Origin of the sequence: Coleofasciculus sp. G2-EDA-02, from assembly GCF_040226375.1 — a bacterium.
In the GTDB taxonomy this organism is placed as follows: domain Bacteria; phylum Cyanobacteriota; class Cyanobacteriia; order Cyanobacteriales; family Coleofasciculaceae; genus Coleofasciculus.
On record NZ_JAVKEW010000142.1, the window covers coordinates 1 to 17,889 of the forward strand.

General features: G+C 45.9%; 11 protein-coding genes and 1 pseudogene. 8 read left to right on the top strand and 4 right to left on the bottom strand.

Features of this window, described 5'->3' with window-relative positions:
• Positions 1 to 809: 809 nt before the first annotated feature.
• Positions 810 to 1,925, bottom strand: a complete 1,116-nt coding sequence (locus tag RLO19_RS16885) for a hypothetical protein (protein WP_446358208.1) — start codon at positions 1,923 to 1,925, stop codon at positions 810 to 812.
• A 323-nt stretch (positions 1,926 to 2,248) separates the two neighbouring features.
• On the opposite strand from RLO19_RS16885, the gene RLO19_RS16890 reads away from it, so the two are divergent.
• The 3 genes and pseudogenes from RLO19_RS16890 to RLO19_RS16900 all read left to right on the top strand — a co-directional run bounded on the left by RLO19_RS16890 (position 2,249) and on the right by RLO19_RS16900 (position 5,977).
• Complete coding sequence (locus tag RLO19_RS16890) at positions 2,249 to 3,790, top strand: FAD-dependent oxidoreductase (protein ID WP_446358210.1); 1,542 nt, start codon at positions 2,249 to 2,251, stop codon at positions 3,788 to 3,790.
• A 1,115-nt stretch (positions 3,791 to 4,905) separates the two neighbouring features.
• Positions 4,906 to 5,607 (top strand): annotated as a pseudogene (locus RLO19_RS16895) (adenylate/guanylate cyclase domain-containing protein); the annotation flags it as partial.
• A gap of 208 nt (positions 5,608 to 5,815) precedes the next feature.
• Positions 5,816 to 5,977: a biotin/lipoyl-binding protein gene (locus RLO19_RS16900; RefSeq protein ID WP_446358211.1), complete on the top strand. Its 162-nt coding sequence runs from the start codon at positions 5,816 to 5,818 to the stop codon at positions 5,975 to 5,977.
• A 25-nt stretch (positions 5,978 to 6,002) separates the two neighbouring features.
• Here the strand turns inward: RLO19_RS16900 and RLO19_RS16905 are convergent, their stop codons facing one another.
• Complete coding sequence (locus RLO19_RS16905; protein ID WP_446358213.1) at positions 6,003 to 7,265, bottom strand: pentapeptide repeat-containing protein; 1,263 nt, start codon at positions 7,263 to 7,265, stop codon at positions 6,003 to 6,005.
• Between the two features lie 197 nt (positions 7,266 to 7,462).
• A complete protein-coding gene (locus RLO19_RS16910) occupies positions 7,463 to 7,603 on the bottom strand; it encodes a ribbon-helix-helix protein, CopG family (RefSeq protein ID WP_446358215.1) in 141 nt (46 codons plus the stop codon).
• 36 nt (positions 7,604 to 7,639) lie between these two features.
• Here RLO19_RS16910 and RLO19_RS16915 point away from each other — a divergent pair, with 36 nt between their 5' ends.
• Complete coding sequence (locus RLO19_RS16915; RefSeq protein ID WP_446358217.1) at positions 7,640 to 8,830, top strand: RNA-guided endonuclease InsQ/TnpB family protein; 1,191 nt, start codon at positions 7,640 to 7,642, stop codon at positions 8,828 to 8,830.
• 176 nt (positions 8,831 to 9,006) lie between these two features.
• Here the strand turns inward: RLO19_RS16915 and RLO19_RS16920 are convergent, their stop codons facing one another.
• A complete protein-coding gene (locus RLO19_RS16920) occupies positions 9,007 to 10,818 on the bottom strand; it encodes a protein kinase domain-containing protein (protein WP_446358219.1) in 1,812 nt (603 codons plus the stop codon).
• 1,305 nt (positions 10,819 to 12,123) lie between these two features.
• Here RLO19_RS16920 and RLO19_RS16925 point away from each other — a divergent pair.
• The 4 genes from RLO19_RS16925 to epsE all read left to right on the top strand — a co-directional run bounded on the left by RLO19_RS16925 (position 12,124) and on the right by epsE (position 17,863).
• On the top strand, positions 12,124 to 14,331 hold the full coding sequence (locus RLO19_RS16925) for a dynamin family protein (protein ID WP_446358221.1): 2,208 nt from the start codon (positions 12,124 to 12,126) through the stop codon (positions 14,329 to 14,331).
• Between the two features lie 228 nt (positions 14,332 to 14,559).
• A complete protein-coding gene (locus tag RLO19_RS16930) occupies positions 14,560 to 15,549 on the top strand; it encodes a hypothetical protein (RefSeq protein ID WP_446358222.1) in 990 nt (329 codons plus the stop codon).
• A 54-nt stretch (positions 15,550 to 15,603) separates the two neighbouring features.
• Complete coding sequence (locus RLO19_RS16935; RefSeq protein ID WP_446358224.1) at positions 15,604 to 16,404, top strand: hypothetical protein; 801 nt, start codon at positions 15,604 to 15,606, stop codon at positions 16,402 to 16,404.
• Positions 16,405 to 16,606: 202 nt separating this feature from the next.
• Positions 16,607 to 17,863 carry an exopolysaccharide biosynthesis GT4 family glycosyltransferase EpsE gene (gene epsE, locus RLO19_RS16940; protein WP_446358226.1) on the top strand — a complete coding sequence of 419 codons (1,257 nt, stop codon included), beginning with the start codon at positions 16,607 to 16,609 and terminating at the stop codon, positions 17,861 to 17,863.
• Positions 17,864 to 17,889: the final 26 nt, after the last annotated feature.

Sequence of the window (17,889 nt, forward strand, 5' to 3'; positions counted from 1 at the left end):
GGTTGGGTTGACCCATTTTACCCGACACCCTCGGCACAAAGATAGGCTTACACACAAACGCCATTTAGGGTAGGGGGCCGGCAATTCCGTGGCCCAACAGATATTTTTGTTTTTTGGTTACTGGTTTATTAAAAAACATAAATATCTTTTGGGCCACGCATTTGCCGTGCCCCTACCCTAAATGGCGTTTGTGTGTAAGCCTATCTTTGTGCCGAGGGTGTCGGGTAAAATGGGTCAACCCAACCGACAAAATCCGCGATCGCACTGAAGACAATTTTACCGACTTTATACCAGGATGACTTCTGAGTAACTCCAAGCTACCTGTAGGGGCACGGCAATGCCGTGCCCCTACCCCCTACCTGTAGCGAAGCATCTGTCCAGATTCTGACGCTCGTTCCTCGCTACCGCAACGCTTTCGCTATACCTGCGCTTCACGCTTCGCTCAGAATGACATGATAAAACGCCACTTGGTGTTATTCCCTAATCATGGCAAACTTTCGGCTCATCGTCCCGAACAGTTGTCGCCCTCAAAATTATGGTAAATAATAACCAGTGCCTTTTGTTGTAGATATTTCCACCTTCTGCCAGCTACCTGTAAGGGCACGGCAATGCCGTGCCCCTACCATAAATGGCGTGTGTGCATAAGCTCTGTTTTTGTTCCGAGGGTGTTGGGTAACATTCGTCAACCCAACCTACAAAATCGACGGTAAACCCGCGCAGGCGGGTTTGGTTTGTGTAGTTGCGGTTACCCTACGGGAAGCCGCTCCGCGTCTACAACCGCCCTCTTTTATTAAAACCGCCCTCTTTTATTAAATCGATGAATAAACCTGCTGTGCCATTTCCCTCAATAATCGGCGGTTGTTTTGATAAACTTCCAGATACAGATTCGCCGAATCACTTTCATCCAATTGCAGGCGATAAACCGTATCGCCACGACGGAACGAATTCTCTGGATCATTCTCCTTATGTTTCACTGTAATCGAATCTCCTGTCCGCTTCGATTGTCCCATATAATATTGACCTGAATCACCCACACAGATGGCAAAACGATAGTTATCGGTTTCCCCAGCCGTCATTAAACTAGTTCCTTGGGGACATTGATTGTACAGTCCAGTTGGCTCGAACTCAGCTAGCCGATAATAGGCTGTTTCTCCAGGGTTTCTAATATAACCCGTTTGTTGGAGAAACTTACGTAAATCACTAAAGAATGACTCCCGATCATTTCCCTGATAAGCTTGGCGAACACGCTGCCAACCATCTTCACTTTGACCGAGCATATATTTATCTGCTAAATAGGCAGCTAATGCTCCTCTACTTACTTCCGGATAATCATTTTCGGTATAACGCTGCCATAGCTGATAGGCATCATTGTAGATCAGTTGTGGATAGCTGCGCGTTACATCCACCATCTTACCGTTGCGATATTGCCAAATTTGCAAAGGATAGGACGAACCGGCATAAGAGGCAAAGGCATAAGCAAAGCTATCGTCCCGTGTCCAAAATTCGGGGATCTTATCTTGATTTAAGTCTTTGAATTCATAACCAGCATTACCCCAAAACTGTTCTGTTGCTGTATAGGTATCTTGAGCCGCATCGTAGCGATAAATTAAAGAAACCCAACAGCAATGCGCTCCACCCGTATAGACATCTAAGATAACTTCGGGTTCGGGGTTAACATCTAAGTTGCGGACTTGTAAATCAGTAAATCGACAAATTGCCAAGTCTGTTGATAGTGATTGATTCAGGATAATTTTCCCATCGCGACTGATTTTTAATTGCGGGTTTTCTAAACACCATTCTTGGTTTTGATAGGAAAACTCAGCCTGGACATTTCCCGATGCGGCGGTTTCAGTTTCAGCGACAGCCGGAGTCGTTAATCCAATAGAGCCGATAGCGATAATAGCGAATAAAAATAGTTTATTCATTTTTGACGTTCTCCTCAATGTGTCATTAAAACAAGGGAACAGGGAACAAAAGGGATTGAGGGTTCAACAGTAAAGTCTGTATAAGTCGAATAACACTGACTTTAGAGTTTGTAGTAAGCGCTTTAGCGCTGCTGGCACGCTTCGTGCCTACTACGAACCCAGTTTAAGTGAGTGTCATTCTGCCTAGGTCATGTTTTATTGAACCGTTATATCATTTCCTTGTTCCTTGCCTTGTGCCATCTGCCTCCTGCCCTAGAGCCTTCTATCTTTAACCCATCGCAGATTAGGATGTAGAGGGAGCATCTGTGCCAAGAGAGAGAGTCATGAATCAAACTGAACAAATTCTTTCCCAGTTACCGGGGGATGTCTTGGGAGGCTTGCGGAAGGCTGACCAATTCTGGCAAGCGTTGCGAGACGGTACCACGCCGATTCCTCAGGTGGTTAAGGAATCAATTGAACCATTGGGAAGCATAGATTGGGATATCGTTATCTGTGGTGGTACCTTAGGCATTCTCCTGGCTGCTGCGTTGCAAAAGCGCGGCTGGCGTGTCGCCCTATTAGAACGGGGGATTTTGCGGGGGAGGGATCAAGAGTGGAATATTTCCCGCCCTGAACTTGAGGTATTCCTAGAACTTGACCTGTTATCGCCTGAGGAATTAGAGGACGCGATCGCATCTGAGTATAACCCAGGTCGGGTTAGTTTTTTAGGTGGAGAGGATGTCTGGGTGCGGGATGTCCTGAATATTGGCGTTGACCCCGTTTTCCTCCTAGATACGCTCAAGTCCAAGTTTCTCGATGCTGGGGGTCAGCTTTTGGAAAAAACGGCATTTGAGGGGGCGGTGATTCATCCCGATGGGGTGCGCGTCGAGGCGGCGGGTGGGTTAAACACTCGGTTGCTGATTGATGCCATGGGCAACTTCTCTCCCATTGTTCAGCAAGTGCGACAGGGGGAAAAACCGGAAGGGGTTTGTCTAGTCGTGGGCAGTTGCGCTCAGGGTTTTACCGAGAATGATACGGGGGATTTAATCTTTTCTTTTACACCCATTCAGAATCATTGTCAATACTTTTGGGAAGCGTTTCCCGCCAGGGATGGCAGAACCACCTATCTATTCAGCTATCTTGATGCCCATCCCCAACGTCCCAGTTTGGGGTTTTTTATGGAGGAATACCTACGGCTATTGCCCGACTATCAGGGGGTGGAACTATCCCAACTTGATTTTAAACGAGTGTTATTTGGCTTTTTCCCATCCTACAAACAAAGCCCAATTAAAATGCCATGGAATCGAATTTTGCCCGTGGGTGATAGCAGTGGCGCTCAATCCCCTGTAAGTTTTGGCGGATTTGGTTCCATGGTGCGTCACCTCAAACGTTTGACAGAAGGCATCCAGGAAGCCCTTAGCTGTGACGTTTTGACTCAAGACGCCTTGACCCTACTGCAACCCTATCAGCCGAATATTGCCGTTACCTGGATGTTTCAACGGGCGATGAGTGTGGGAGTTGAGCAAAATCTACCCCCCAATCAAATCAATGAGTTACTGACTGGTGTTTTTCAAACAATGGCACAGTTGGGGGATGACGTAATGCGTCCTTTCCTGCAAGATGTAGTTCAGTTTTCTGGATTGTTCCAAACCTTGACACTAATTTCCCTAACTAAACCGGGACTGGTAATTCCCGTAATTCCCCAAGTTGGGTTAACAACGCTGTTAGATTGGATGGTGCATTACATTAATCTGGGTGTCTACAGTGGCTTATATCCATTAGGACAATTCATGAGCAAACCCGTAAATCGATTACCCCCAACTTCCCAATACTATTACCACCGTTGGCTGGATGCATGGCGCTATGGTTCTGGGGGGGATTATTAATCTAACTTGGCACAGGATGGTGGGGGAGATGAGGGAGGCTGTCGAGACGTAGTATGCTACGTCTACAAAATTGATTGCTGGATCATTAGTCATTGGTTATTGAAAGGCGACTTCGGACTAAGGGCAAATGGCGAAGGACTAAGTAAGAAGGGACTATGAAAAGATGGAAGCGCCTGACTGGAGCTGGGCGCAAACTTAGCATCACCACCAAGTTTGCGTTAGCATTTATTGCGCTGCTGGTGTTAATTGGCATTGTGTCAATGACGGGCTTTGTCTCTCTGCGGCAAATGCGTAATGAGACAGAAGCGGTGCTTCTAACCAGTATTGAAGTTCAACGGCGCGGGTTTGAAATGGATGCGGCGTTACGCAATGCCCGTCGCGTGGAAATTGATTTTTTTTTACGGTGGCCCAGTATTAATTTTTCCAGTAGCAATCTGAATGAGTTTCGCGAAAAACACCGCCAAGAGATTGAAAAAATTATCGATATTAGTAGCCAACTGCAAGAGCTTCTAGCTCAGTCTCAGGGGGGGATATTTAAACGGCAGAGTAATCCGGATTTAGTCGAGTATGTGGAAATTGTCGAGCAATATTCTCGGAGTTTCCAGGAAACGGTGGGTTGGGTGAGTAATTTGGGGATTGATAATGTTGGCGTCATCGAGCAACTGGAACAAAATTCAAACCTATTGCGGAATCGACTGCAATTGGCAGAGGCTCCAGAGTTGATCGGACTTGTCGAGGAAATGCAGTCTTATGAAAAGGAATATTTATCTACTCGTCAGCCGGCAAAAATGGAGTTGCTGAATGAAACGGCGAAAAGGTTACGTGAGCAGATTAACGCAAGTGCTAAGTTTAATGCGACGGAACGGAGACAGGCATTAAGATATCTAGATGCTTACCAATTGGTTGCCCAAGAGATCGTTCAAATCGATAAAGAAATTCAGGATAAAATTCGCAATTTTGATCAACAGGCACAGGCACTAGCCGATAAATTAATCGACTTAGCAAAGGCGGAGACAGTGCGAGCGGGTTCTACCATTGAGCGCACCAGTTATACGGCAATGGTATTATTAGTTGCGGCTGTGTCGGTGGCATTAATTGCAGCGGTAATTATTGCTAAACAGTTTGCCTCGGCGTTAAAAACATTGGATCGGGAAACCGCCAAATCAGAACACCTACTGCTGAATGTTTTGCCAGAACCTATTGCCCATCGTTTGAAGCGAGAAGAGCGGACGATCGCGGATCATTTTAATGAGGTGACGGTACTCTTTGCCGATATTGTCGGGTTTACTGAGTTGGCGTCTCACACTTCGCCGATTGAGTTGGTTGAGATTTTGAATGTGATTTTCTCAGAGTTTGACCAACTGGTTGAGGCACATCATTTAGAAAAGATTAAGACGATTGGTGATGCCTATATGGTGGTTGGGGGGCTACCGATGCCCATGCTCAATCACACGGAGGCGATCGCGGATATGGCGTTGGATATGCAACGGGTGATTGAGCAATTTTGTCAAGAAACCGGGAAGTCTTTTAGTATTCGCATTGGCATTCATACCGGACCCGTGATTGCAGGGATTATTGGGATTAAAAAGTTTATTTATGATTTGTGGGGAGATACGGTAAATATTGCCAGTCGCATGGAATCCCACGGCTTACCGGGGAGTATTCAGGTAACGGAAGACACGTATAAACGCCTCAAGCATCGCTATTATTTTGAAGATCGCGGTCCGATTCAAGTGAAAGGGAAGGGGGAGATGAATTGTTATTTGCTCACGGGAAGAAAACAGAATTCGCCAACAATTGAATATATTGAATTATAAGCGCGAATTATAGGCTAATTAAGTCAGTGCTATTGCCCATTTGATGGCTATTATCCCCGCGATCAATGATTTTATGTATTTATGCGGTGTTGATTCGGGGCGGGTTTAGTTACATCTGGGTGAGAGAAGAAAGGATAATGGTGAAACCCGCCCCTACGGAAAAATTAAAATTATTTCACTTGGTTGGGGCGGGTTTAGTTACATCTGGGTGAAAGAGGAAACGATAGCGGATATCACTTCTACCTCCAACGCCCGCCAAGATGTTACCTTAAAAGTGGCTGGTGTGATTAAAAAAATCTATGTGAAACCGAATCAACCTGTCCACAAAGGTGATAAACTCATACAATTAGAAAGCCAACAGAATCTATAGGCTAAAGCCTTTACTACAAACCCACTTAATTCCATTCTGCGATCGCGGGCAGTAAAATCTTACTTAGAGGATGCTCAATGTACTCTTGTAGTCGGGCAATTCCAGCACTTTGTACCGCTTCTATAACCTTGACTTTTAGGGGAGGATTACTCTCAATCTGTTTAATCGCCGCAGCAACAGCAATCACTTTTTCTAACGGTGTTCTTGTCGGACAAGTTTGAGTCAATTCGTGCAAAAGTTGCTGAATTTCTGCGGCGACTTCTGACCATTTTGGTTCGGAGAGATCCTGATCCAGTTGTTCTAGAAGTCGGTGAACTTCAGATACCGCCTGTTGTAGATTAGGTTGGATAATCTTGCTGTCGCTTGGGTAAGGAGGCTGGGGAATGTTATCTGCTCCCTCTGAAACCCTAGGTATTACACTGTGATAAACAGGTGGTTGAATATCAACTTTAATCTCCGGTGCGCTAGCCGTTGCGGTGTAATTGACTGGAGGTTGGTGTGGCTGTTGGATTTCGACTTTGACTTCTGGTACACTGGCGACGACTCCATTCGTTTGTTGGACTGGAGAATCTTGAACTTGGGTAACCTCTGGACTAACTTTTACTTGAACCGTGTTGAGATGCTGACGCCATAACTCAGTAAACTCTCCCGGCGTAAAAGTTCCCTGATTGGGATAGCGTTTTTGTTGACCCGTTTGCAAGTAAATATAATCACAAATTACTTCATCTAAGTTGGTGGTGCTGTCGATTTGCCACTCTTGCAAGCAGGTTCCTGTTAAGATCGCTTTGTTGAAGTTCGCCGCTAAGACTTGGGTTTTTTCTAAGTTAGCTTCACTGAGATTTGCCATCCGCAGATTCGCTTCACTTAAATTTGCCATCCGCAGATTCGCTTCACTCAAATTAGCACCACTGAGGTTAGCAATTCTCAGATTCGCTTCACTCAGGTTAACAGCCGTAAGATTAGCGTCAATAAAATTAACTAGGGTTAAATAGGCTCCATTTAAATCCGTACCCGTTAGATTGGCTTGATTTAGGTTAACCCCTCTCAGGTTAGCACCCCGGAGATCTGCGCCACTGAGATCCGCACCTTGGAGATTCGCATCAGTGAGATTTGCCATTCTCAAATCAGCATTCTGGAGGTTCACCCCACTAAAGTTTGCCTCATTCAGATTAGCTCTACTTAGCTCCGACTGACTCAAATCGGGTACGAGTTGCGGATTCTCCTCCCGCCACTGATTCCAGGTTTCTACGCCTTGTTTGAGTAGAGCCCCATGTTCTTCATTTGCCATTGACTGCTAACCTCTTCACTTGCTCTCCTGTCGCAGCTTAGCTCAAGAAAACAGTAACCTACAATAGTTTTGACTCAACCCTAGGCTCAATTCCCCATCCACCCGACATTTTTGGCGTGCGATCGCGCCCTAAAATTAGGTAGGTTTTGTTATCAGGTTTTCGGTTACCGGAAAATAGGGTCTAAAGCCTCGCCCTTTTAGGGCGACTTTTTATCGGTAGTTTGCAAGTTCCGAATAAACTCTCTTAGCACATCATTTTGCGTCCTTTCTGTCTGGGCGCAATACCGCCTTAGTCGTTCAAATTCCGCGTCAGAACATCTAATCGATAAATGCTTCATGGCTTAATATTGGCTGCAATATGTTATCATAATAGCATGAATTGCCGATACCAGTTCCGAATCTATCCCACCCCTGGTCAGCGTCAGTCATTGGCGCGACTGTTTGGTTGTGTACGGGTAGTCTGGAATGATGCCCTAGCGTTGTGTAAGCAGTCGGATAAGCTACCCAAAAATAGTGAACTCCAGAAGCTATGCATCACTCAGGCTAAGAAAACTGAAGACAGGGCGTGGTTGGGACAGGTGTCGGCTATTCCCCTGCAACAATCGGTTGCTGATTTGGGGGTAGCCTTCAAAAACTTCTTTCAATCCCGTTCCGGTAAGCGCAAAGGAAAAAAGGTAAACCCACCACGGTTTAAGCGGCGAGTTAATCGTCAGACGGCGCGGTTTACTAGGGGTGGGTTTAAGGTCAAATCCCAGAAGGTCTATCTAGCCAAAATTGGGGAAATTAAAATCATAAGGTCGCGTCCTCTGCCATCTGAACCGAGTTCAGTCACGGTGATTAAAGATTGTGCTGGTCGGTACTTTCTCAGTTTTGTCGTTGAGGTAGAGCCAGAAATCAAACCACCCAAGAACCCATCCATCGGGATTGATTTAGGATTAAAAACCTTTGCTTGCTGTAGTAACGGGACAAAAATTGACAGCCCGGACTACTCTCGCCTTTATCGCAAGTTAAAACGTTGTCAACGGCGGCTAGCCAAACGGGAAAAGGGGAGCAAGGGGCGAGAACGGATGCGGGTTAAAGTAGCCAAGCTTAACGCCCAGATACGGGATAAGCGCAAGGATTTCCTGCACAAGCTGTCCACTAAGGTAGTAGACGAGAACCAAGTCATTGTCTTAGAGGATTTAAACGTTGGCGGTATGCTTAAAAACCGCAAATTATCACGGGCAATTAGCCAAGCTGGATGGTATGAATTCCGGTCATTGTGTGAGGGTAAAGCCTGCAATCATAACCGGGACTTTCGAGTCATTAACCGATGGGAACCTACCAGTCAGATTTGTTCTGAGTGTGGGTACCGATGGGGGAAGTTAGACCTATCAGTCAGGACAATTGTCTGTGTTAACTGTGGCGTAGAACATGACCGAGACGATAATGCCTCGGTCAATATAGAACAAGCAGGGCTTCGAGCAAAAGTCGGGGTCGGGCAGACCCACGACTCTAAACGGACGGGGAGCGCGTGTAAGACCTCGGATGAGGCAGTGTGTGGTGAGCCGTCAACCCACCCTTGAGTACGTGCAGTTAAAGCTGTTCGACTGGTAGGAAATCACCGTCCTTGTAGGGCGGTGAGGATGTCAATACAGAAATCGAATATCGAGGGATAAAATTCAATGTAGGGGCGGGTTTAGGAACAAAATTAACAAAGAAACCGATAACATGGCTACAAAACCCGCCCGGCTCCACCACCCTACAATCTAGGTGTTTCAGGCGTTTCCGGTATTTCTTGCATTTCTGGCGTCTCTAGGGTTTCCGGCGTTTCTGGTATCTCTGGTGTCTCTGGTGTCTCTGGTGTCTCTGGCGTCTCTGGCGTCTCTGGCGTCTCTAGCTGACTGGATATGGTTTGAAACCGCTCAGGCGAACCCAAGGAGTAATCCTCTAGGCGAAAATCCCCAAAGGGTGTGTTTTCTAAGCGCGATCGCAAAGCTTCATCTACAATTACACCAGGGGTTTTATTCTTCACGCCAATAATAATAATACTACGCTGGTACGACGTGGCATCTTGATCCAGTAAACAATCCTCTCTTCTAAATTGACCCAGATTTAATAGGCGATAGTTTTCTACCGATGGAACATCCCGAAATAACTTTTTCGCTAACAGTTGGATTTGCTCGGCGCGTCTAAAAGCTCGCTGCTCTTCTCCCACTGGAGTTCCTTCACAGGAAGCGGTTCCCACGGAAATAATTTCACTGGGATTTTCCATCAGGCGCTGTATCCCTTCCTCCTCCAAATTTGACCGTAACGCATCAATAGGGATAATCTGCTGATTATAGTTAACTTGAAACGTACTCCCCAGTTTCCATTTATATTCCCGCGACAGTACCGCGACACTAAATTCAGCGGTTCTCCCTTCACTATCAGTTCCTTCAACGTAAGGAAAATAATCCACATCTCCCTTTCTTTGCGGCGCTTGTGCTGGGGTAAATATCCAAACCCATTGAGAATCTAACCCGCCTGAACCGATAATTCCAATCCCTAAAATAACCAATATTGCTAACATTAAAATCACCACTTGCCAGCGCCCAGAGTGGCGTTCTGGGGCGGGTTCGGGTTGAGGGAGGGGAGCGACTCCCACTCTCAGGGTTTCGGTCAATGTGGCGGGTTGATGATCTAAGGAGTCCAGGCGTTGTAAAATAGCTTGGGCAGTTGGCGGGCGATCGCGAACCTGTCGCGCCATCAACTCATCGATTAACTGCAACAGGTTTGGGGAAATCCCGGTGGTGTGATTCCGCCAGTTTAATGTATCCGTTTGAGCATCATATAACTGGTTAGGATGATGTCCGGTTAACAAAAAGACGAAAGTACGTCCCAAGGCAAAGAAATCCGATTGTCTTACCGCTTCCCCATTCATTTGTTCGGGGGCGGTATACCCGGATGAAATAACGGCTGTAATCCCGCCGCCAGCGCCCACTTTAGCTAGATAGGTGCGGGTAACTTCTCGCGCTGTACCAAAATCAATTAACACCAACTGCCCATCAGGGCGAAGCATAATATTAGAGGGTTTAATATCCCGATGCAGGTACTGCTGATCATGAATAAGCTGTAGAATAATCCCAAGCTGTTTTAACCACGCGATCGCTTGCGCTTCAGAAATGGGTCGATTGTGCTGTTGTTCTAACCACTGCTCTAAGGTGGGTCCCTCTATCTTTTCCATCACCAAGCAGTGCAACCCCAACCCATTCCGTGTCTGATAGAGGAACGAACTATCCACTTGAGGAATACCCGGATGATTCAGTCGCCCTAACACCACCGCCTCTTGTTCAAACAGTTCCACCGCCTTGGCGTCTTGGTTAAGATGATCCTTAAGAACTTTCAGGATTTTCGGTGTACTTCCTTCGTAGACTTCGTAGATATTGCCAAAGCCACTCTTATCACTAATCAGACGCATCACCCGATAACGCCCATTCAGCAGCAATTCTGAGCCACAGCTTTGACAGAAGCGCTGATGCTCATTCTCTGAGGTGTCGGGTTTTGGGCAGGTGGGGTTAATGCAAAGGGGCATAGGTGGCGATAGAATAGCGACAGTCTCCCTATCTAACTATAAATGAATCGGGTTAAATCCCCCTCACCGTTTACAGCTCAACAGCCAGGGAAACCCACCGCTATCTGTCCCACATATCCCGGACGATCACCAGTTTTAGGATAACCTTGGTTATTCGAGTCTTTTACTCGGCGTTTCGTGTTCTGAACTCCAAGTTTCGTGTTCTGAACCCCAAGTTTCGTGTTCTGAACTCCAAGTTTCGTGTTCTGAACCCCAAGTCCCGTGTTCTGAACCCCAAGTCCCGTGTTCTGAACCCCAATGTTCGTGTTCTGAACCCCAAATTCCGATTTTCAGCTACTGGAGAAGGGCGGGTTTAGTGAAGTTATCAATTTTTGCCATAAGTTATCTGTAAAACCCGCCCCTACACCCACTGCTCTTTTGAAGGGCGGGTTTTACGACTATCTTTTTGGTTGCACAAGGGATGTGACTCAACCTAAGCGTACACCCGAATGTAGGGGCACCATCCTTGCCACCCGTGTCAACTTAAGCCATAACCCTTACCAATTCTGGTTTACAGCCATTCAAGGAAGGCATAGCCTCAACCGAAGTATTTCCTTATCGAACTTGGTAACGAAAGTATTTTACTTCCCCTGCTCCCCCCGCTCCCCCCGCTCCCCCCGCTTCAAGAGCTCCCCCCGCTCCCCCTGCTTCAAGAGCTCCCCCCGCTTCCCCTGCTTCAAGAGCTCCCCCCGCTTCCCCTGCTTCAAGAGCTCCCCCCGCTCCCCCCGCTCCCCCCGCTTTTAGCGCTTAAGTTGACACCAATGAAGGCTTGCGCCCACACTTATGTACCTCGTCCTATGAGAAATGCTATATTTTTGACCATTTACGGTAGTGGACTGACGATACAGCTAAAATTGTGGGATAGATTTGACGGTTTGGGGAGTTTTAAATGCAATTTTTTAGGGTTTAATTTATCGTAAATTCAGGGTTATTTTAGCATACTAAAAACCGAGGAACCTCATTTCCTTAATCTTAACCCCATTACCAACTTGCCCAGCCACGCGATCGCACAATCCTCTATAGTCGTATAACGCCTCCGTAGTGAGTCAGTCTCCCGGCTTGATCAGAACCGAAATATCATTTAACCTAGCTGTGCGATCGCGCTACCATGTATAGATAGCCTTACACTTGACCAGGAAAGAGAAAAAACTAGGGGTGGGGAAACCCGCGCAGGCGGGTTTTGTTTGTGTAGCTGCGGTTTCTAACCGCCCAGCGATTTCTCCGCGTCTACAACCGCCCAATTAACTATTATGTCTAATCGCTATCATGTCTAATCGCGCCGAAACCATAGCCGAAATTATAGAACAACGCCAACCCTTAGTTAAGAGCATCGCCGATGTCGAAGAACATCTGAGAAATCTGACTGACTTGCTCCGCTCCCTAGATCAACGGCGTCATATCTTACAGAATAAACTAGACCAACCCGAACTGTGCGATCGCCTCACCCAAATCGACTTTTCCCCATTGCGCTTACAGATTAGCACCCAACTGGAGCAACTGCACCAACTTCGCGATCGCTTCTGTCGCCCTACCTTAAATATTGGCGTCGTTGGACTCATGGGTCAAGGGAAAAGTACCTTCCTCCAAAGTATCAGTGGACTCACCGATGATGAAATTCCCGCCCTCCGAGGCGGCGCCTGTACCGCTGTTCGCAGCACCATTTATCATCAACCCGGAGACACCTACGCCGAGGTAACCGTTCATTCTGAACAGACTTTTTTACAACAAGTCATTCAGCCCTACTATCAAGAATTAGACTTAGGCAATCCCCCCCAAACCTTAGACGAATTTGCCGGAACATTACCAGAATTTTCGGGAACAAATGCGACCAAAAACTCAATGTATGAGCATCTCAAAGAAGACTATCATAAACACTTACCCATGTACAGACACTTACTCCTATCTGGCGCACCCCGAAAACTTCCCCCCATTCCCAAAGAACGGATTCATGAATATGTCGCCCAACGCCGCTTTCCCCAAGGCGAACTAATTACCTTTGACCATTTAGCCGTTCGCGAAGTTAAAATCTTCTGTCCCTTCAAAAATTCCGATGTCGGTAAAATTGCCTTAGTCGATGTACCCGGTTTAGGAGATACTCGCTTAGGCGATGAAAAACTCATCCTAGAAACCATCGGACAAGACGTTGACTTAGTAATTTTTGTCCGCCGCCCCGATAGACTCCGTTATGGATGGGAAAAACGGGATACGGATTTATATAATACCGCAGCCGAGGCATTAAATAATCTAGAGAATCGCTCATTTATGATTCTCAACCACGTCACCGGAACCGATGACAACCTAGAAGCTTGCCAAAAACACCAAACCAGCATCCACGATAAACATATTGATGTCATCCGCTGCAAAATAGCCGATTGCTCCAATCCAGAAGAAACCAATGCCATTCTCGATTTAGTTCTCAACTATCTGACAAATAACATCACCTACTTAGACGAGCAACATGCCCGCATTTACCAGAAAAAACTCAAGAAACTGCAAATTTCAATCAATGGCGAACTAGAAAAAGCTCGTCAAGCTTGGTCAGGAGGATTAATAGTTGACGACATTAATGAGCAAGGAAAATTCTTGCGTCTATTCAACAAACTCTGGGCAAATCTAACCCGAGGGCTGGAAGAATTATTAGATCATCTGGATTTAGCGAAAGATCGCAATGAAGAAGATATCTTTAAACAACAGGTTGAATCGATTATCCAAACCTGCAAAAGCGATACCGGAATTCCCACCGAAGAACCCCTCAACGAAATCATTGCCCGACGTTTTGAAGAAGGGGATTGGCAAACCACCTACGCCAAATACCTCCATGAAATCCGCAATCATCTCACCCGACATTTCCACGCCATGGACATGGGGTTAAAAGAGTATGTGGAACAGGCAAAGTCTCAGGTAACTGAGGTACTGGTGAATCAAGGAAATTTCGGCGAACTCACACCAGCCAGAGGGTCAGCATTTCTCAAAGCCATGGCAGAACTTATACCCGATAATTTAGTCCGGCTCAAACACGCTTTTCAAACCCTATCAAATTTTGAAATGTCCTACAAGGCAAACTTTCATTATCGGATTCGTCCTCATTTAGACAATCTAAATCCCGACAAAACTAATCTGCGACTGTCTGCATCGAATACCACAGAGTCGCGGGAAATCAAAGCAAAGGAAATCCTTACCTACTTAGAAACCTTGCAAGAAGAAGCCCTGTTTAAATGTCAACATGCCCTAGAGGATTTTTATGGAGAACCGGATCAAGCCGCTTTTGCCCAAGTCGAAGAATTTGTCGATCAGGTTCTGCGAGCTAAAGATGTTAAAAATGAATGGCAAATCTTTCTTTTCCAAGAAAAAGCTAACGTTTGGTCTAAAGAGTTTGGTGATAATCAAGAAGGCGATGATCGTCAGCAGTGGCTATCATTAGTCGATCAAGCCATAGCGACTAACTCCCTCAAAGAACTTCAGTTCTTAAATTAATTGAGACTTCGCTCGTAGTGAGCGCTGTCTTCGCTTCGTTCCGCTTTCATAAGAACTAGAGCCTAGCGACTGCCCCTACATTTTAAATGAGATACACAGACTTGTTGAGAATTATATTAAAATTAATGGCGGGTTTTGTATAAAAATTAAGACAAGAATCAATATTAATCCCTAAACCCGCCCCTACAGACGTGTCATGGCGCGTCTCTACCCAAAGGATGGAGAAAGATGCCGAAAGAACTCAATATAACCATGCTAGGTGCCAGTGGAGTTGGTAAAACCACATTATTAACCTCAATGTATGAACAATTTGAAGCAACCAGTCGTCAAGCCAATCTGCAATTAAAACCCGATATCGAAACAGCAGCAATTCTAGAACGGTATCTCACCCAACTCAAAAGTTTAACCTACGAATTTAAAGCCGATGAACGCACCAAAGGAATTCGGGGAACCCTAGCCGTCGCTGGACCTGAATCCTTACCCTCTTACCGTTTTGATTTAGGATTAAATGACAAAAAAGATTACCTGCGGCTTCAGTTTCGAGATTATCCCGGCGGCTATATTTTACCCAGTGATGTAGCGGGGAGGCGATTTGTGCAGAAGATGTTGCGAGAATGTGCAGCAGTTATCGTGGCAATTGATACGCCAGCGCTGATGGAACTCAATGGTAGATGGCATGAAGTGAGAAATAAGCCCGATGAGATTATGACATTGTTTAAAACAGCATACCAAAAGTTGGATGAACCCAAGTTAGTCATTTTGGCTCCTGTCAAGTGTGAAACCTATATGCAAGATGAAGTGTCTGCCAACAATCTGATTAAACAGATTCAAGAAAAATATGCACCCTTACTGGACTTTTTTCAAGAGCCAAGACGAGCTGATAAAATTGCCGTAGTCACAACTCCGGTGCAAACCGTTGGCTGTGTCGTCTTCTTGAAAATCGAGGTAGAAAATCTCAATCAACCCCGATTTTATTTTCGCAAGACGAGTTTTAATGCCAAATATAGTCCCCAAGATAGTGAGCAGTTGCTGCGGTATTTATTGCGATTTCTGTTAAAAGTTTATATTCAAAATCGCAATTGGTCAATATTTAACATCGTGCGGGAAGTATTCAACCCTGATGCTCAACTCAAGCAAGCAGTAGAGCAGTTTGCTCAAGGATGCAAAACAAACAAAGGATTTGCTGTCCTACAAGGTAAATCATTGTTAACACTTTAGAACTTGTCATTTGTCTATACAAATCAAAACTATTTTACAAATAGGAATAAACTGATGGATATCTATATCCAGAGTCGCGGCTTTGAACAAGACTATGATTACCGTTGGCTACAGATTGGTAACGATGGGTCAATTCAACCCAAATTACCACCCATCGGATTAACAGTAACCCATTTAATCGATCGCGAAACACCAACGGTTGTGTTAGAACGATTAATGGATAACCAGTTGCTGCTGCTACTGACAGGACTTGAACCCAAAGGACGAGTCGATTTTCTTGACCGCCAAATCCGCATCGCCATGGCTTGGGTGGGTGCAACGACTGACGAACCCCTGCTGCGAAGTTTAGCCGCATCTGCATTAATTGACCAAGAGTATCACCCCCTCGTGGCACAACTTAATCAAGCAGTATGCTTAGGAGGTAACTATGGCTTTCAGGTGTCATTACCTCAGATGCAAAGATTGGTTACCGTAGTACGAAATCCTCAGCAACTGTCCAGTCAACCGCCGACTCTCACCCCCAAAATCGGACGGAATATCGCCACGCTCAGACAGGAGTTAGCAGAAGAACTACGAACCTGTCATTTACCACCAACCCCAGGTATTCTCATCGTCGTCACCGGGATTAAGAAACCAGAAACCCTACAAGAGGCTGGCGTATGGCGCAGTCTATCCACCCTAGTAGAAGGCGATAGTTGGCAAGATTTATCCCCTCAACCCTGGTTTTTACCCGCCAATTTCCAGGAGAGAACCCAACCCAAGAATCCCCTAATTTGGCTCATGGTTTTGATATCGATTCTCTCCTATTGGTTAGCATCCCTCGTGAAATTACTATCGAGTCAAAAAGATACCTAGCCAGGGCAGATTGAGTTGTAGAGACGTTGCATGCAACGTCTCTACCATAAGATGCGTCCTAACCGCTATGGCGATTGCTATACATCTGGGTAAGGTAAGCTGATATCTATTTAAATTGGATACTCCCTATTTCCTGTCTCCTTGTCCTCATGCTCAAATAGTAAAACCCGCCCCTACACCCAACTCACCACTCAAAACGAATATGAATCGCACTATTGGTTACCTACTTCCCGAATTTCCCGGACAAACCCACATTTTTTGGTGGCGAGAAATGAACGCCCTCACCCGTATGGGTATCGATATTGATATTGTCTCCACGCGGCGTCCCCTCTCAAAACTCATGTCCCATACCTGGGTTCAAGAAGCACAACAACGCACAACTTATCTCTTTCCTCCCAGAGCCAACCTACTAGGTATCCTTCTCGAACTACTACGCTGTGGTATTCCCGGTTGGTTCCGTTGCTGGCAAGCAATCTTAACCGCTAAAAATGTTTCACTCTCTGGCAGGTTGCGACTACTTGCCCTCGCCTTCATTGGAGCAGAAGTATCCAATTTAGCCAGACGCCGCAATTGGCAGCATTTCCATGTCCACTCCTGTGCAGATGGGGCAAATATTGCCATGTTTGCGGCTTTAATTTCCAAACTTTCCTATAGCCTCACATTACATGGTCCTCTAAGAGACTACGGACCTAATCAAGAGCAAAAATGGCAGCACGCCGCATTTGGAATTGTCATTACCCAACAGCTATACGAAGAAGTCCAAAACTCTTTAGCTAACTATCTGCCGAAAACAATAAAAATTGCCCCAATGGGCGTTGATTTAGATGTGTTTACCAGAACTAGCCCCTACTCTCCCTGGGGGCGACAGGGTACTTGCCGGATTTTTAGCTGTGGGCGTCTCAACTTCTGCAAAGGGCATGTCGATTTGATTGCGGCTGTAGATATCCTGAGAAAACAAAGAATCAATGCCGAATTAAAAATTGCTGGAGAAGATGAACAAGGTGGAAATGGGTATAGAAAAGAGTTGGAAACCCTGATTCAAACCCTAGGTTTAACCAACTCTATTTCTCTTTTAGGTGCTGTTTCGGAAAATACAGTTAAAGCCTGTTTAGAAGACGCTCACATCTTTGCCCTTGCCAGTCTGCGTGAACCCTTAGGTGTAGCAATTATGGAAGCCATGGCGATGGAGTTACCCATTGTTGTCACAGGTTCAGGTGGCGTTAAAGAACTTGTGGAAGCGGGAGTCAATGGGCTACTGGTAGAACCCCAAGCCCCTACCCAACTTGCCGATGCCATCTCCCAATTATTACACAATCCTGAACTATCTATACATTTAGGTCAAGCCGCACGGGAAAAAGTAATTCAACAGTTTCAAGCCAAACGTAGTGCCAAAGTCTTGTATGATGCCATGACCGAAATTTATCCTACTCCCATAGAAACTCTAAGCGGTAAATCATAACCTCAAAAAGGTTCCTAGTTGCGCTG

Coding starts and splice junctions, on each gene's coding strand:
- RLO19_RS16885 (WP_446358208.1), bottom strand. CDS start 1,925: ATGAATAAACTATTTTTATTCGCTATTATCGCTATCGGCTCTATTGGA.
- RLO19_RS16890 (WP_446358210.1), top strand. CDS start 2,249: ATGAATCAAACTGAACAAATTCTTTCCCAGTTACCGGGGGATGTCTTG.
- RLO19_RS16905 (WP_446358213.1), bottom strand. CDS start 7,265: ATGGCAAATGAAGAACATGGGGCTCTACTCAAACAAGGCGTAGAAACC.
- RLO19_RS16910 (WP_446358215.1), bottom strand. CDS start 7,603: ATGAAGCATTTATCGATTAGATGTTCTGACGCGGAATTTGAACGACTA.
- RLO19_RS16915 (WP_446358217.1), top strand. CDS start 7,640: ATGAATTGCCGATACCAGTTCCGAATCTATCCCACCCCTGGTCAGCGT.
- RLO19_RS16920 (WP_446358219.1), bottom strand. CDS start 10,818: ATGCCCCTTTGCATTAACCCCACCTGCCCAAAACCCGACACCTCAGAG.
- RLO19_RS16925 (WP_446358221.1), top strand. CDS start 12,124: ATGTCTAATCGCGCCGAAACCATAGCCGAAATTATAGAACAACGCCAA.
- RLO19_RS16930 (WP_446358222.1), top strand. CDS start 14,560: ATGCCGAAAGAACTCAATATAACCATGCTAGGTGCCAGTGGAGTTGGT.
- RLO19_RS16935 (WP_446358224.1), top strand. CDS start 15,604: ATGGATATCTATATCCAGAGTCGCGGCTTTGAACAAGACTATGATTAC.
- epsE (WP_446358226.1), top strand. CDS start 16,607: ATGAATCGCACTATTGGTTACCTACTTCCCGAATTTCCCGGACAAACC.